The sequence below is a fragment of the Sabulicella rubraurantiaca genome, from assembly GCF_017355885.1.
Taxonomy (GTDB): domain Bacteria; phylum Pseudomonadota; class Alphaproteobacteria; order Acetobacterales; family Acetobacteraceae; genus Roseococcus; species Roseococcus rubraurantiacus.
Window position 1 is genome coordinate 249,262 of the sequence record NZ_JAFEUU010000001.1, and the last position, 13,669, is coordinate 262,930.

Consider the following 13,669-nt stretch of genomic DNA (forward strand, 5'->3'; position numbering starts at 1 on the left):
CCGCCGGGACGGGGCGCGCCGCAAGTGCGTTCCGCTAGAGCAGCAGCGCCCCATAGAACGCCCCGGCCACCAGCACCCAGAGCGGCGAGCGCGAGGAGAGGGTGACGAACACGGTGCAGACGGCAGCCAGCGGCAGGGCCAGCACCGCCTCATCCACCGTGCCTTTCGCGAGGAGCAGGCCCGAGGCAGCGATCAGACCCACGGCGATGGGGACCAGCCCACGCTCCACCACCCGCAGCCATGGCAGGTCCCGCTGCCGCAACCGCGCCACAGCATAGGCGAGGAGCGAGGTCGGCCCGCACATGGCCAGCATGGCGGCGAACATCCCTGCTGCGCCGGCGACATGCCAGCCGATCAGCCCCACCACCATGATGTTTGGCCCAGGCGCAGCCTGGGCCAACGCGAACCGCTTGGCGAAGGCCAGGCTGTCCATCCAGCCATGCTCCTCCACCACCACGCGGTGCATCTCGGGCAGCACGGCGATGCCGCCGCCGATGCTCACGAGGGAGAGCGCGAGGAAGGCCAGCACCAAAGGGCCGATCTCGTCATCCTCGCTCATCGCGCAGTCCTGTGCGCCGCCCAGATGCCGAGCGGCGCGAGGCCGAGCAGCACGAGGGGGAGGGGAACCCGCAGCAGCGCCAGGAGGAGGGCCAGCAGCCCGGTCGCGAGCAGCATCGCCGTCGGGCGAAGCTTGATCGCCATCTTGATCGCCGTGCCCAGCACCATCCCGGCAGCAGCGGCCGCGATGCCGGTCAAGACGGCACGCACCAGCGGGATCTGCCCGTAGCGGTCATAGAGCGAGGCGACGCCGAGCAGCACGGCCATCGGCCCGGCAAAGAGTCCGATCGCCGCCAGAGCCGCTCCGGCGGCGCCGTGGAAGCGCGTTCCGACATTGATCGCGCAGTTCAACGCATTCGGTCCCGGCAGGACCTGCCCGACCCCGAGGGCCTCGGCATATTGCTGGTCGGTGAGCCAGCCCTTCTTCTCAACGAGGAGCTGGCGCGCCCAGGCATTCACCCCGCCGAAGCCGGTCAGGCCGATGCGCAGATAGGCCAGGAAAAGCTGCGTGCGGCTGGGCGTCACAGGAGGAACCAGCCCAGCACGCCCCCCGCTGCGAGCGCCCAGAGCGGCGAGAAGGCGGTGCGCCAGACGAAGAGCGCGCTACCCAGGATGATGACCCAGGGCAGCGGGCCGGTCCCGGCTGCCTCTGCCATGATGACGCCCGAGGCGGCGATGAGTCCGATGGCCACGGGCACCAACCCGAATTGGGCTGGCCTCAGCCAGGGCGCGCGCGAGAGGCGCTGCGTCACTCCTGCGACGCACCAGGCGAGGATTGCGGCGGGCAGCAGCATGCCGAGAGTCGCTGCGCCAAGCCCCACCGGTCCCGCGATGCGCCAGCCCATCACGGATGCAGCAAGGATATTCGGGCCCGGTGCCGCCTGGGCGAGCGCGAATAGCTGCGCGAAGGTCGCCGGTTCGATCCAGCCACGAATCTCGACGATTTGGCGGTACATCTCGGGCAGCACTGCATTCGCGCCGCCGATGGCAAGCAGCGAGAGAAGTGAGAAGGTGAGGAAGAGCTGAAGGATCACGCCGTCTGCCTTCTGAGCGACAGCCAGATGCTGATCGGCGCGAGGATGAGGACGATCAGCGGCAAGGGCAGGCGCAGCCAAGCACCCGCGACGAGCGACAGCAGCCCGACCCCGATCAGTTCCAGCGGTGGGCGCAGCTTGTCGGCCATCTTCACCGCCATGCCGATCACCATCCCCGCAGCGGCTGCGGCGACGCCGCGCATGAAGGAGGCGACGCCCGGCTCCTGCCCGAAATGGTCGTAGAATACGGCGAGCAGGATCAGGATGACGAGCGGACCGCTATAGAGCCCCGCCGTCGCCGTCACTGCCCCTGCAAGGCCATGGAAGCGGCGGCCGATCATCACCGCCGCGTTGCCGACATTCGGCCCCGGCAGCACCTGGCCGAGGCCGAGCACCTCCGCGTATTCGCGCTCGGTCAGCCATTTCCGCTCTTCCACGATGACGTGGCGGGCGATGGCCGCGACGCCGCCGAAGCCGAGCAGGCCGATCTTGGCGTAGCCGAAGAAGAGCTCGCCGAGCCTCACCGCGGCAGGAGCTGTTCGGCAATGGTCGCGAAGAAGGAAGCGCCGATCGGCAGGATTTCGTCGTTGAATTGGTATTGCGGATGGTGGACCGAGTATTCGCCCTCGCCGCCTAGGAAGAGGTAGGAGCCAGGGCAGGAATTCAGCATGAAGGAGAAATCCTCCGCGCCCATCGTCGGCTTCGGCAGCGGCAGAACCTTGTCCTCGCCCACTACGGCGCGCGCAGCAGGCAGCACCATCTGCGTACTCTCGGCGTCGTTCACCGTGGCGGGATAGGCGCGAAGGAACCGCGCCTCCGCCGTGCAGCCGAAGCTTTCCGCGATGCCGGTGACGATCTTCAGGAACTTGCTTTCCAGCAGGTCGCCCACCTCGGGTAGGAACCAGCGCGCCGTGCCCATCATCTTCACCGTGCTGGGGATGACGTTGTAGGTGTGTCCGCCCTGGATGCAGCCAATGGTGATGACGCCGGCCTCCACCGGCTCCACGTTGCGGGCAACGACGGTCTGCAAAGCCTGGATGATCGCGGCGGCAACCACGATCGGGTCATTGCCCTCATGCGGCATGGCGCCGTGCGCGCCCTTGCCGGTGATCTCGACCTCGAGGTTTGCGACGGCCGCCATCATCGGCCCCTCGCGCCACAGGAAGGTGCCGGTGGGCATTCCTGGCCAGTTGTGGATGCCGAAGACGCGCTGCATCGGGAAGCGGTCGAACAGCCCCTCCTTCACCATCACCCCGCCCCCGGCGAGGTTCTCCTCGGCAGGCTGGAAGATCACGTAGACCGTGCCGGAGAAGTTGCGCGTCTCGGCCAGGTACTTGGCGGCGCCGAGCAGCATGGTGGTGTGCCCGTCATGGCCGCAAGCATGCATCTTGCCCTGCACCGTCGACGCGAAGGGCAATCCCGTCGCTTCCTCGATCGGCAGCGCGTCCATATCGGCACGGAAGCCGATGGCACGGCCGTTCGGTCCGCCCTGGCCATGGATGACGCCGACGATGCCGGTGCGGGCGATGCCCTCATGCACCTCGTCGCAGCCGAACTCGCGCAGGCGCTGTGCGACCAGGGCGCTCGTGCGAGTTTCCTCGAAGCCCAGCTCGGGATGACGATGGAAATCGTGCCGCCATTCCGTCATCTCGGGATGGAAGTCGGCGATGCGGTTGATGACGGGCATGGGGGACTCCTTTGCGTCAAGCAAAGGTCAGGCGGAGCCCTTCGGCAAGGGGGATTGGATGGACCCCCAGCACCTCCCGCATGGCTGAGATGCTGAAGGCCTTGTCCTCGGTCAGCCGCCGGATCTCGTCCCGCCCAACCCTGGGAAGGAGGAGGCGGGCCACCGGTGCGATGGCCATCAACAGCCCCGCCGGCACGGGCAGTACTGGACGCGGCGCATAGCCGGCAGCGCGGGCCACCTCGGCGCAGAACTCGCGGTAGGGCAGGGCCTCCGGCCCCGCCACGATCAGCACGCGCGGTGCCTCATGCGCGATGCCGATGGCCGCGAGGAGAGAGCGCGTGACATCCGACTGGTGGATGGGCTGGACCAGGGCGCGCCCGCCGCCGGGCAGTGGAAGCGCCGGCAGGCGCCGCATCAGCGCCGCGAGGCGCTGCACGTTGTTCTCGCCCTGGGCGCCGTAGATCATGGTCGGGTGCAGCATCACGCCAGGGCGGCCATCGGCGAGGAAGGCAGCCTCGCCCGCCCGCACCCCGTCCCCATGAGCGTCCGGCCAGCGAGAGTGGCGGCGAGTGGAGCCCATCAGCACGACGGGCACCCGCGTCGCGGCCAGGATGGCCGGGGCGTGGCGCGCATGGGCACAGGAGACGACCAGCTCCGCGCCTTCCAGCGCCTTCGCCAGCGCCGGACCATCCTCCAGCGGAGCGACCGCGTGCGGCGCTTCGATGCCGAGCGCCCGCCAGCGTGCCGCGTCCCGCACCACGGCGCGGAAGGGCCGGTCCAGTGCGCGGGCCAGCACAGCGCCGGACCGGCCCGTCGCGCCGATGAGCGCGATCATCCCTCGGGCAGGAGGAAGCGAAGATCCGCCCCTTCGGGAGCCTGGGTGACTTCCCGGCGCACCAGCGCGTCCCAGCCGCGCTTCGGCGCGGGCGGGGCCGACCATCGGGCGCGGCGCTCGGCGAGCACCGCCTCATCAACCAGAAGGTCCAGCCGACGCTCCTTCACCGAGAGCCGGATCCGGTCACCCGTCTCGACCAGGGCGAGCGGACCGCCCGCGAAGGCCTCCGGGGCGATGTGCAGCACCACCGTGCCGAAGGCCGTGCCGGACATGCGGCAGTCGCTCATCCGCACCATGTCCTTCACCCCCGCACGGCCCAGCTTGCGCGGGATCGGGAGGTAGCCGGCTTCCGGCATCCCGGCGGGCGAGAGCGGACCGGCGCCCTTCAGGACCATGATGGTCTCAGGCGTCACTGGGAGAGCGTCGTCGTCGATGCGCGCCGCCAGATCCTCCAGCCCGTCGAAGACGTGGCACTCGGCCTCGTGCTCGAACAAAGCTTCCGTCGCGGCGGAACGCTTGAGAATCGCGCCATCGGGCGCCAGGCTGCCGCGCAGCGCAACCAAGCCGCCAACGGGAGAGACAGGCTCGGAGCGCGACTTGATGTAGGTGCGGTCCACGAAGGCAGGCCCATCGCCGATGCGCTCGGCCAGGGTGCGGCCATCGAGGTCTGTGCAGTCGAGGTGCAGCAGGTCACGGATTTCGTGCAGCAGCGCGACGAGGCCGCCGGCCGTGTGGAAATCCTCCATGTACCCCTCGCCCGTGGGCTTGAGGTCCACAAGAACAGGGGTGGTGTCGGACAGGGCGTTCAGGCGGTCGTAATCCACCTTCACGCCGACACGCCCAGCGATGGCCGAGAGATGGACGAGGGCATTGGTGGAGCCGCCGAGCGCCAGCAGGACACGAAGCGCGTTCTCGACCGACTTCTCGGTGATCAGAGTCTCGGGTGGGACGGGCTTCTGGATGAGCCGCACGGCCTGGGCGCCCGCCTCTTCGGCCGCACGCAGTCGGTCGGCATGGGTCGCGGGGATGGAGGCGGCCATGAGCGGCATGAAGCCGAGCGTTGCGGCAAGGCAGGCCATGGTGCTGGCCGTGCCCATCACGCCGCAGGTCCCCGCGGTGGTGGCGAGGTTGCCCTCCACCTCTGCGATGCGCTCCTCGCTGACGTCGCCGGCGCGGTAGCGGCCCCAGTAGCGGCGGCAGTCTGTGCAGGCGGCCAGGCGCTCGCCCATGTAGCGGTTGGCGGACATCGGCCCGACGACAAGCTGTACGGCAGGAACCCCGGCGCTGGCGGCGGCCATGAGCTGGGCGGGAACGGTCTTGTCACAGCCGCCCACCAGCACGACCGCATCCATGGGCTGGGCCGCGATCATCGCTTCCGTGTCCAGCGCCATCAGATTGCGGTAGTGCATGGAGCAGGGCTGAAGGAAAGGCTCGCAGAGCGAGATGGTCGGGAAGGCGAGGGGCAGCCCGCCAGCCATCAGCACGCCGCGCTTCACGGCCTCAATCAGCTCGGGCGCCGAGCGGTGGCAGTTGTTCAGGTCGCTGCCCGTATCGGCGATGCCCACCACGGGCCGGTCGAGGGCGGCCTGGGAATAGCCCATGGACTTGGCGAAGGAGCGCCGCAGGTAGAGCGCGAACTCCTTGTCGCCGTAATTGGCGGCGCCTCGCGCCAGCCCCTTCTTCTCGGTCATCGCCGCCACTCCCCAGGCATCACAGCTGGGCAAACTGCCCGCAGAGGGCAGGGGCGTCCAGGGGCTGCCCCCTCTCCCGTCATTCAGGCTGGATCCCGGCCCGCGTCATCAACTCCCGATGCAAAGTGAGTTCTTCCGCGATGCGTGTGCGGAGCGGCTCCGGACCGGGTGGCGTCTCCACGAAGCCAAGCTGGGCGAGCTGTGCCCTCGCCGCCGGGGTACGGAAGCTCTCGGCCGCTGCCTGGGCCAGGCGTTCCTGGATCGGTTGCGGCGTTCCGGCTGGGGCTTGCAGGGAGAACCAGCCGGCCGAACGCAGACCGGCGAGGCCCATGCCCAACTCATCCACCGTCGGCACAGTGGGCAAGGCCTCCAGCCGGTTGGCGGCAGGGACCGCGAGCCCGGCCAGGCGCCCGCCCTCGATCTGCGGCCGTGCCGGGGCAACGACCGTCATCATCGCGTCGATGCGGCCGGCCATCGTCTCGGTCAGGCCGGGCGGGGAACCGTTGAAGGGCACGTGGAGCATGTCGGTCCCGGTGCGGCGCATGAAATCCAGCATCAGCAAATGCGAAGAGGAGCCGACTCCCCAGGTCGCGTAGGAAAGCGCGCCCGGTCGTGCCTTCGCGGCCTCGACCAGCGCCTGCACCGTCGGCGTGCGCGGATGGGCGACCAGCGCGAAGCCCGTCTCGGCCAGCATGGTCAAATGCGCGAAATCGTTGACCGGGTCGTATCCGATGTTGCGGAGCGCGAAGGGCGCCATGGTGAAGGACACCACGGTGCCGAGGAACAGGGTCAGCCCGTCCGGCCGGGCCCGGGCGACGTGGCGGGCGCCGAGCGTCGTGGTGGCGCCCGGCTTGTGCTCCATGATGAAGGTGCCGCCGAGCCGCTCCGACAAGCCCTGGGTCAGGATGCGCCCGAGCACGTCGGTGGAGCCGCCGGGTGAATAGGGCAGGACCACCGAGACGGTCTGGCCCCCGGGCCAGGATTGCGCCCGTGCGGGCAGGGCGAGCAAGGCAGGCGCGGCCAGGAAGGCACGGCGTTGGATCATTGGTTTCCTCCGTTTCTCGCAGCTTGGCAGCGCAAGCGTGCGGGGCTCAAGCGGATTGGCGGGCCGTAGTATCATGATACCGCAGCAACTAAGGCTTGACCGGAGGCCGGTTTCCGGCGAGAAGCCCCACACGTAATTCTGCGGTTCAAGGTTCGCACATGCTCAGCATTCAGACCCGCTCGGTGAAGCCGGCGGAGGTCCAGAAGAACTGGTGGGTGATCGATGCCGAGGGTCTGGTTCTCGGCCGCCTCGCCTCCATCATCGCCAATCGCCTGCGCGGCAAGCACAAGGCGACGTTCACCCCGCACGTGGATTGCGGCGACCATGTCGTCGTCGTCAACGCGGACAAGGTGCGGCTGACGGGCAACAAGGCCCAGCAGTCGGTCTTCTACTACCACACCGGCTATCCGGGCGGCATCAAGGGGCAGACCATCCGCTCCCGCCTCGACGGCCGTTTCCCCACCCGCGTGGTGGAGAAGGCGGTGGAGCGCATGATCACGCGCGGTCCGCTCGGCCGGCAGCAGATGAAGAACCTGCATGTCTATGCCGGCGGCGAGCACCCCCATGCGGGCCAGAGCCCGCAGGCGCTCGACGTTGCCGCGATGAACCGCAAGAACAAGGTTGGCTGAGATGAGCGAGCAGACCACGGCGAACTCCCTCGCCGACCTCAAGAACCTGGTCCAGGGCACCCCGGCAGCCGCCGGCAGCGAGGCGGCGCCGGCCCGTGAGCCGAAGCGCGATGCCCAGGGACGCGCCTATGCTACCGGCTCCCGCAAGGAGAGCGTGGCGCGCGTGTGGGTGAAGCCCGGCAAGGGCACCATCACCATCAACGACAAGCCGCAGGGCAAGTATTTCGCGCGCCCTGTGCTGCGGATGCTGATCGCCCAGCCCTTCCTGGTGGCCGACCGCTACCAGCAGTTCGACGTCGTTGCCACGGTGACGGGCGGTGGGCTGTCGGGCCAGGCCGGCGCGGTGCGCCACGGCATCTCGCGGGCCCTGTGCAACTACGAGCCGGAGCTGCGCGGCATTCTGAAGAAGGCCGGCTTCCTGACGCGCGACCCGCGTGCGGTCGAGCGCAAGAAGTACGGCAAGATGAAGGCGCGACGTTCCTTCCAGTTCTCCAAGCGCTGACGCCTGGGGACCGGGCGGCAGCGCCCGGTCTTCCAAGGACCGTGTCAGGGGTAGGTTCCGCAAGGGACCTGCCCCTTTTTCGTTTCTCAACCCTATTCCACACTCGAGACCAACGGAGACGAGACCATGTCCAGGACCCCTTCCATCTTCATTGACGGCGAAAGCGGCACGACGGGCCTGCAGATCCGCGCGCGGCTGGAGAACCACAAGGGGATCGAGATCCGCTCCATTCCCGAGGAGAAGCGCAAGGACCCGGGTGCCAAGCGCGCGCTGATGGAGGAGGTGGACGCCGTCGTGCTCTGCCTGCCGGATGCCGGCGCGAAGGAGGTTGCCGCCATCGCGAAGGAGATGGGCGCGAAGGCCCCGCGGCTGCTGGACGCCTCCACCGCCCATCGGGTGGACCCGGACTGGGTCTATGGCTTCCCCGAACTGACGAAGGGCCATGCCGAGCGCATCGCCGCGGCGCCCCGTGTTTCCAACCCGGGCTGCTACCCGACCGGAGCCATCGCCCTGCTGCGCCCGCTGACCGAGGCCGGCATCCTGCCCGCGGACTTTCCGATCTCAGTCAATGCCGTCTCCGGCTACACGGGCGGCGGCAAGTCCATGATCGCGGAGTTCGACGCGGGCACGGCGGCGCCCTTCTTCCTCTACGGGCTGGGGCTGGAGCACAAGCACGTGCCTGAGCTTCAGCTTTACTCGGGCCTGTCCCGGCGGCCGATCTTCGTGCCGAGCGTCGGGGAGTTTGCGCAGGGGATGCTGGTTTCCGTTCCGCTGCATCTCGACGCCCTGCCCGGAAAGCCTGCGCCGGGTGACCTGGAAGCGGCGCTGACGGCGCATTACGCCGGGTCGGACTGGGTGAAGGTTCTGCCCGCCGATGGCGGGGCGCGCCTCGCACCGGAGGATCTCAATGGCTCGAACGCGCTGGAGCTGCGGGTCTATGGCAGCCCGGCACATCGCCAAGCGGTGCTGGTCGCGCGGCTCGACAATCTCGGGAAGGGCGCCTCGGGCGCGGCGGTGCAGAATCTGGGGCTGATGCTGGGGGTCGAGGTGGACGCCGCGCTTCCGGTGGCCGCATGAGCCTTTATCCCTTCGAGGGGAAGCTTCCCCGCATCCACTCAGCCGCCTGGATTGCCCCCACGGCGGCCGTGATCGGCGATGTCGAGATCGGGGAGGCGGCCAGCATCTGGTATCACTGCGTCCTGCGCGGCGACACGAACTTCATCCGGGTCGGCGCGCGGTCGAACATCCAGGACGGAACCATCGTCCACGTGAACCATGGGCGGGAACCGGCGATCATCGGGGCCGATGTCACGGTAGGCCATGCCGCCATCATCCACGCCTGTACGCTGGAGGATGGCGCCTTCGTTGGCATGGGCGCCACCGTGCTGGATGGCTGCGTGATTGAGGGCGGCGGAATGCTGGGGGCGGGTTCCGTGCTGCCGCCCGGAAAGCGCATCCCGGCTGGGGAACTCTGGATGGGCAACCCGGCTCGGATGGTGCGTGTTCTAGATGAGGCGGCGCGTTCCCGCTTCGCCCGCACCGCGCCGCACTACGTGGAGTTAGCCGGACGCCACCGCGCTTCGCTGGATGGCGAAAAAGACAGCTTGCCTCCCTCGTAGCGCCATGCGGGCGGGCTAGATTCATCCCATGAACCGCCTCGCCCTCCCGCTGCTCTTCGCTCTCGCCGGCTGCACGGTCGGCGAGGTCCCGCCCTCAGCCACCATGCCGGTCTCGGCGGTGGGGCCAGTGACGGATCCGATGCGGGCCTCCGTCCTGTCCAGCGCTTATGTCTTCGGTCATCCGGCATCCACGCGCCCGGCGGATCGGGCGCGCGGCGCCGCGATGGTGGAGTTCATGGCGGCCGATTACCGCTGGAATCCGCGCTGGTGGGAATACTCTCCGACCGTCGGGATTCAGTTGGACGAGGCAAGGGCCGAGCTCCGCCGCGCTTATTCGGTTCCGCCCGGAGCTCCGCCCCAGGTGGTGGTGGACGCCATGGTGGCGACGGGCGCCGCGCTGGAGGCGCGTGACGAGGCAGCCGCGCGCGGCACACTGGTAGCGCGGGGTTTCCCGGCGCCGGACGCGACTCTCGCCGCACTTTCTGTACCCCGCCCCTTGCCTGCGGCGGCGCGGGCGACCAGCCTTGCCGAATCGGAATTGATGCGGATTGAGACGCAGAATCGATTCTCGGGTGATGGCGGCAGCAGCGGCTCCCATCCCTGATCCAGGAGAACCAGACGTGCGAATGAAAGCCTTCCTGACGCTGCTTCTCCTTGCTGGTGCATGTGCGCCTCTGCCGCCGGAGAACGTCGTGTATCTGCCGTCTGACGCAGTGCCTGGCGCGGGCGATCCCACGCGCAGCGCGATCACCTCCGTGGCAGGCGGGTTCGATGTTCTCGGCCGTCCGCGCGGCTCCCTGGCCGACGCCGCGCGTAACATCGCGTTCCTGGAATACCTCACGGAGAACACCTCCATGAACAATCCGGTGCTCGACAACACGCCCGTCAACCTGCCGCTCCAGCTTCGGACCGCGCGGCAGGAATGGCGCGGTGCCCTCGGCATTCCGGCCAACGCACCGCCGCAGCTGGTTGTGAACCAGTATTTCGGCGCGTCGCGCTCGTTGGAGGCGACCGGCACCTCACCCATCAGCCTCGCGGCGCTCGAGGCGCGGCCAGTCATGCCCGCCACGGCCGCCGCCGCCGCCCTCGCCGGCGAAGCGGTGCGCAGCCGCGGAGCCGGAGCCCCGGTCGGGAGCGTCCGCTAATGCGCCGGCGCTCCTTCCTGGTCCTGCTGCCCCTGGCAGCCTGCGCGGAGGGGGCGCTGCCTCCCGTCGAGTCCGCGCGCCTGCCGCCCGGCAGCGTCGAGGGCGCGGGCGACCCGACCCGAGCGGCCGTGCTCCGCGCCTCCTACGCCTTCACCCATCCGGGGACGCTGGCCAACCAGCCTGCCGCAGCCGCGGCCGCGATCCTAGACATGGAGTATCTGGCCGCATCGCTGCCGACCGACCCGCGCTACAACCAGCGTGACCCGCTGCTGCCGGTCCGGCTGCGGCAGGCGCGGCAGGAGTGGCGCGGCGTCCTCGGCATCCCGATGGAGGTGCCGGCCCAGACGGTGATCGACCGTATGGCGCGCATCGCGGGTGCCGTGCAGGCAGGCATCCCGCCGCGCGAAGATCCGGCGCTGGTTGCCCGCCTCGCCGCGCTGCCGCCCCTGCCGCGCACGGCCGAGGCGGCCAATTCGGCCGCGCAGGTGCAGCTTCAGACGGACCAGACACGGGGCGGGGCAGGGGGCCATTTCCGGTTTTGAGACGGGCGCTCCTCCTCCTCGCCCTCGCTGCGGCGGGCTGCGCCGAGATGCGCACACCTCCCGCCCCGCCGCCCCCGCCCGAATTGTCGGGCGGGCCAAGCGCACTGCCGGCGCCGGAAGTCGCGCGCATCGCCGCGCGTGACTTCGACGCTCAGGGGGCCGCGCTGGAGGGACGGCCGGCCGCCACGGCGCTGGCCATCGCGCGGCTGGAATTCCTGTCCCGCTCGCTCGGCCCCGGCGGCGCGATGGCCGGGTACCCGGATTCCTTCCGCTTCGTGATGAGCAGGGCAGTCGAGGAAGGGCGGCAGGCCCTGGCCATCGAGCCGCGCGCCGCGCCGGACACCGTGATCGCAGCGCTGGTCGAGGCGTCCCGCGCCCTGGGGGCGGGAAGGGAGCCGAACCTGGGCCCACCCGTGTTCCGGGATGCCCAGCCAACGCCCCGCGAAAGGCTGCAGGTTCCTGGCCCGTTCCCGAACGCCGCACTGGCCACGGCGGCGCTGGCAGAGGAGGTGGCGCGGCGCAACAGCGGTGCCGCGACCACGGCCTTTGGCGTCAGTCGGTCGCCATGACGCGCACGTAGCGCCCCGGCGCATCCTCGATCGCCGGCAGCGCGCCGCTGCCCGGCACGCGGGCCGGGACGCGCTCACTGTCCAGCGCCGTCACCCAGCGCTGCCAATCCGGCCACCAGGACCCGGCCATCTCGGTCGCGCCGGCAAGCCAGTCATCCGGCGAGGGCGGAAGCTGCTCGTTCACCCAGTGGCTGTACTTGCCGGAGTCGGGCGGGTTCACCACCCCCGCAATATGGCCCGAGGCGGCGAGGACGAAGCGGATCGGCCCGCCATAGATCTGCGTGCCGCGATAAGTGCTCTTCCAGGGCGCGATGTGGTCCTCGCGCGTCGAGATCATGTAGCTCGGCACCTTGATCCTCCGGAGGTCGATCTTCGTGCCGAGGAGCTCGATCTCGCCCGGCTTCACCAGGTCGTTCTGTTGGTACATCCGGCGCAGGTAGAAGGAATGCATCCGCGCCGGCATCCGCGTGGAATCGTCGTTCCAGTACAGGAGGTCGAAGGGGAAGGGGTCCTGCCCGAGCAGGTAGTTGTTCACCACGAAGGACCAGATGAGGTCGTTGGCGCGCAGCATGTTGAAGGTGGTCGCCATCTCGGCGCCCTCCAGGAAGCCGCGCTTCTGCATCTTGTCCTCGAGGGACTTCAACTGCTCTTCGTCGATGAAAACGCCCAGTTCGCCTGCCTCCTCGAAGTCGGTCATGGTAACGAAGTAAGTCGCCGACTTGATGCGGTCGTCGTTCTTCGCGGCCATGTGGGCGAGGGTGGTGGCCAGCAGCGTCCCGCCCAGGCAGTAGCCGATCGCGTTGATCTCCCGCTCGCCCGTCGCCTTCTCGATGGCGTCCAGCGCGGCGAGCACGCCCTCGGTCATGTAGTCGTCGAAGCCCTTCTCGGCCAAGGCCTCGTCCGGGTTGACCCAGGAGCAGACGAAGACCGTGTGGCCCTGTTCCACCGCCCAACGGATTAAGCTGTTCTTCGGGCGAAGGTCGAGGATGTAGAACTTGTTGATCCAGGGCGGCAGGATCAGGAGCGGCCGCTTCAGCACCTTTTCGGTGGTCGGCGTATACTGGATCAGCTGCATCAGCGGCGTCTCGAACACCACCTTGCCCGGGGTGACGGCGATGTTCTCGCCCACCTTGAACTTGGTGTCGTCCGTCATGCGGATGCGCAGGCGCCCCTTGCCACGCTCCAGATCCGCCAGGAGGTTGGAGAGGCCCTTCAGCAGATTGGCGCCGCCCGTTTCCGCGGTGCGGCGCAGCACCTCAGGATTGGTGAGCAGGAAATTGGCCGGGCTCATCGCGTCCACGAACTGGCGCGTGTAGAAATCCACCTTCTGCGCGGTCTTGGGGTCCAGCCCCTCGGCGCCCTGAACCGTGTTCACGAAGTAGCGCGCGGAAAGCAGATAGGACTGGCGGATGAAGTCGAAGACCTCGTTTTCCCGCCATGCATCGTCCTTGAATCGCCGGTCGCCCTTGGGCTCGGAAATGACCGGGGCGACCTGTTCGCCCAGCATGCGCCGCGCCGTGCTGTTCCACAGCGTCAGGTAGTCCTGCCAGAAGCCGATCTGCGCCTGCATCAACCGCGCCGGATTGGCCATCAGCCGGGTCGTCATCTCCATGAAGGCGGAGCCGATGTTGAAGGGGTCGGGGCTTGCCGTCTCCTCCGACTGGCGCTTCAGGAAGTCGGCCACGATCCGCTGTCCGCGCTCCGCCACCTCGGCCATGGTACGCGTTACCAGCGCCGGATCCGGCAGCTTGGGGTTGATAGGTTCCTGATTCTGGCTCACGCAGGGCGCCCTTCCGGCTTTGGCGCGGGCCGA

17 protein-coding genes are annotated in these 13,669 nt (G+C 69.0%); 8 read left to right on the forward strand and 9 right to left on the reverse strand.

The features are described from left to right. Positions 1 to 34: 34 nt before the first annotated feature. The 8 genes from JTJ31_RS01255 to JTJ31_RS01290 form a co-directional block, all read right to left on the reverse strand. Complete coding sequence (locus tag JTJ31_RS01255; protein ID WP_207536781.1) at positions 35 to 559, reverse strand: chromate transporter; 525 nt, start codon at positions 557 to 559, stop codon at positions 35 to 37. Next, complete coding sequence (locus JTJ31_RS01260; protein ID WP_207536783.1) at positions 556 to 1,083, reverse strand: chromate transporter; 528 nt, start codon at positions 1,081 to 1,083, stop codon at positions 556 to 558. The genes JTJ31_RS01255 and JTJ31_RS01260 overlap by 4 nt, the downstream gene beginning before the upstream one ends. Then, positions 1,080 to 1,592: a chromate transporter gene (locus JTJ31_RS01265; protein WP_207536784.1), complete on the reverse strand. Its 513-nt coding sequence runs from the start codon at positions 1,590 to 1,592 to the stop codon at positions 1,080 to 1,082. Before JTJ31_RS01265 ends, JTJ31_RS01260 begins: the two co-directional genes overlap by 4 nt. Beyond that, positions 1,589 to 2,116 (reverse strand): chromate transporter, encoded by a 528-nt coding sequence (locus JTJ31_RS01270; RefSeq protein ID WP_207536785.1) that lies wholly within the window; start codon positions 2,114 to 2,116, stop codon positions 1,589 to 1,591. Before JTJ31_RS01270 ends, JTJ31_RS01265 begins: the two co-directional genes overlap by 4 nt. Continuing rightward, positions 2,113 to 3,279 carry a M20 aminoacylase family protein gene (locus JTJ31_RS01275; RefSeq protein WP_207536786.1) on the reverse strand — a complete coding sequence of 389 codons (1,167 nt, stop codon included), beginning with the start codon at positions 3,277 to 3,279 and terminating at the stop codon, positions 2,113 to 2,115. Before JTJ31_RS01275 ends, JTJ31_RS01270 begins: the two co-directional genes overlap by 4 nt. Before the next feature lie 16 nt (positions 3,280 to 3,295). Further along, on the reverse strand, positions 3,296 to 4,114 hold the full coding sequence (locus tag JTJ31_RS01280) for an NAD(P)H-binding protein (protein WP_207536787.1): 819 nt from the start codon (positions 4,112 to 4,114) through the stop codon (positions 3,296 to 3,298). Continuing rightward, positions 4,111 to 5,805: a dihydroxy-acid dehydratase gene (locus tag JTJ31_RS01285; protein WP_207536789.1), complete on the reverse strand. Its 1,695-nt coding sequence runs from the start codon at positions 5,803 to 5,805 to the stop codon at positions 4,111 to 4,113. Before JTJ31_RS01285 ends, JTJ31_RS01280 begins: the two co-directional genes overlap by 4 nt. A 79-nt stretch (positions 5,806 to 5,884) precedes the next feature. Continuing rightward, on the reverse strand, positions 5,885 to 6,850 hold the full coding sequence (locus tag JTJ31_RS01290; RefSeq protein WP_207536790.1) for a Bug family tripartite tricarboxylate transporter substrate binding protein: 966 nt from the start codon (positions 6,848 to 6,850) through the stop codon (positions 5,885 to 5,887). 158 nt (positions 6,851 to 7,008) lie between these two features. On the opposite strand from JTJ31_RS01290, the gene rplM reads away from it, so the two are divergent. The 8 genes from rplM (at position 7,009) to JTJ31_RS01330 (ending at position 11,856) form a co-directional block, all read left to right on the forward strand. After that, positions 7,009 to 7,479 (forward strand): 50S ribosomal protein L13, encoded by a 471-nt coding sequence (gene rplM, locus JTJ31_RS01295; protein WP_207536791.1) that lies wholly within the window; start codon positions 7,009 to 7,011, stop codon positions 7,477 to 7,479. A gap of 1 nt (position 7,480) precedes the next feature. Beyond that, positions 7,481 to 7,981, forward strand: coding sequence for a 30S ribosomal protein S9 (rpsI, locus tag JTJ31_RS01300; RefSeq protein ID WP_207536792.1), 501 nt, complete (start codon positions 7,481 to 7,483; stop codon positions 7,979 to 7,981). Positions 7,982 to 8,107: 126 nt separating this feature from the next. Further along, positions 8,108 to 9,058, forward strand: a complete 951-nt coding sequence (gene argC, locus JTJ31_RS01305) for an N-acetyl-gamma-glutamyl-phosphate reductase (protein ID WP_207536793.1) — start codon at positions 8,108 to 8,110, stop codon at positions 9,056 to 9,058. Next, positions 9,055 to 9,600, forward strand: coding sequence for a gamma carbonic anhydrase family protein (locus tag JTJ31_RS01310; RefSeq protein ID WP_207536794.1), 546 nt, complete (start codon positions 9,055 to 9,057; stop codon positions 9,598 to 9,600). The genes argC and JTJ31_RS01310 overlap by 4 nt, the downstream gene beginning before the upstream one ends. 28 nt (positions 9,601 to 9,628) lie before the next feature. Continuing rightward, complete coding sequence (locus tag JTJ31_RS01315; protein WP_207536795.1) at positions 9,629 to 10,204, forward strand: hypothetical protein; 576 nt, start codon at positions 9,629 to 9,631, stop codon at positions 10,202 to 10,204. Between the two features lie 16 nt (positions 10,205 to 10,220). Continuing rightward, positions 10,221 to 10,745 carry a hypothetical protein gene (locus JTJ31_RS01320; protein WP_207536796.1) on the forward strand — a complete coding sequence of 175 codons (525 nt, stop codon included), beginning with the start codon at positions 10,221 to 10,223 and terminating at the stop codon, positions 10,743 to 10,745. Beyond that, positions 10,745 to 11,287, forward strand: a complete 543-nt coding sequence (locus tag JTJ31_RS01325) for a hypothetical protein (protein ID WP_207536797.1) — start codon at positions 10,745 to 10,747, stop codon at positions 11,285 to 11,287. The genes JTJ31_RS01320 and JTJ31_RS01325 overlap by 1 nt, the downstream gene beginning before the upstream one ends. A gap of 47 nt (positions 11,288 to 11,334) precedes the next feature. After that, positions 11,335 to 11,856 (forward strand): hypothetical protein, encoded by a 522-nt coding sequence (locus tag JTJ31_RS01330; RefSeq protein WP_207536798.1) that lies wholly within the window; start codon positions 11,335 to 11,337, stop codon positions 11,854 to 11,856. On the opposite strand, the gene JTJ31_RS01335 is transcribed toward JTJ31_RS01330, so the two are convergent. Further along, positions 11,840 to 13,636: a PHA/PHB synthase family protein gene (locus JTJ31_RS01335; RefSeq protein ID WP_457852397.1), complete on the reverse strand. Its 1,797-nt coding sequence runs from the start codon at positions 13,634 to 13,636 to the stop codon at positions 11,840 to 11,842. The two genes, JTJ31_RS01330 and JTJ31_RS01335, sit on opposite strands and share 17 nt — an antisense overlap. Between the last annotated feature and the right edge of the window lie 33 nt (positions 13,637 to 13,669).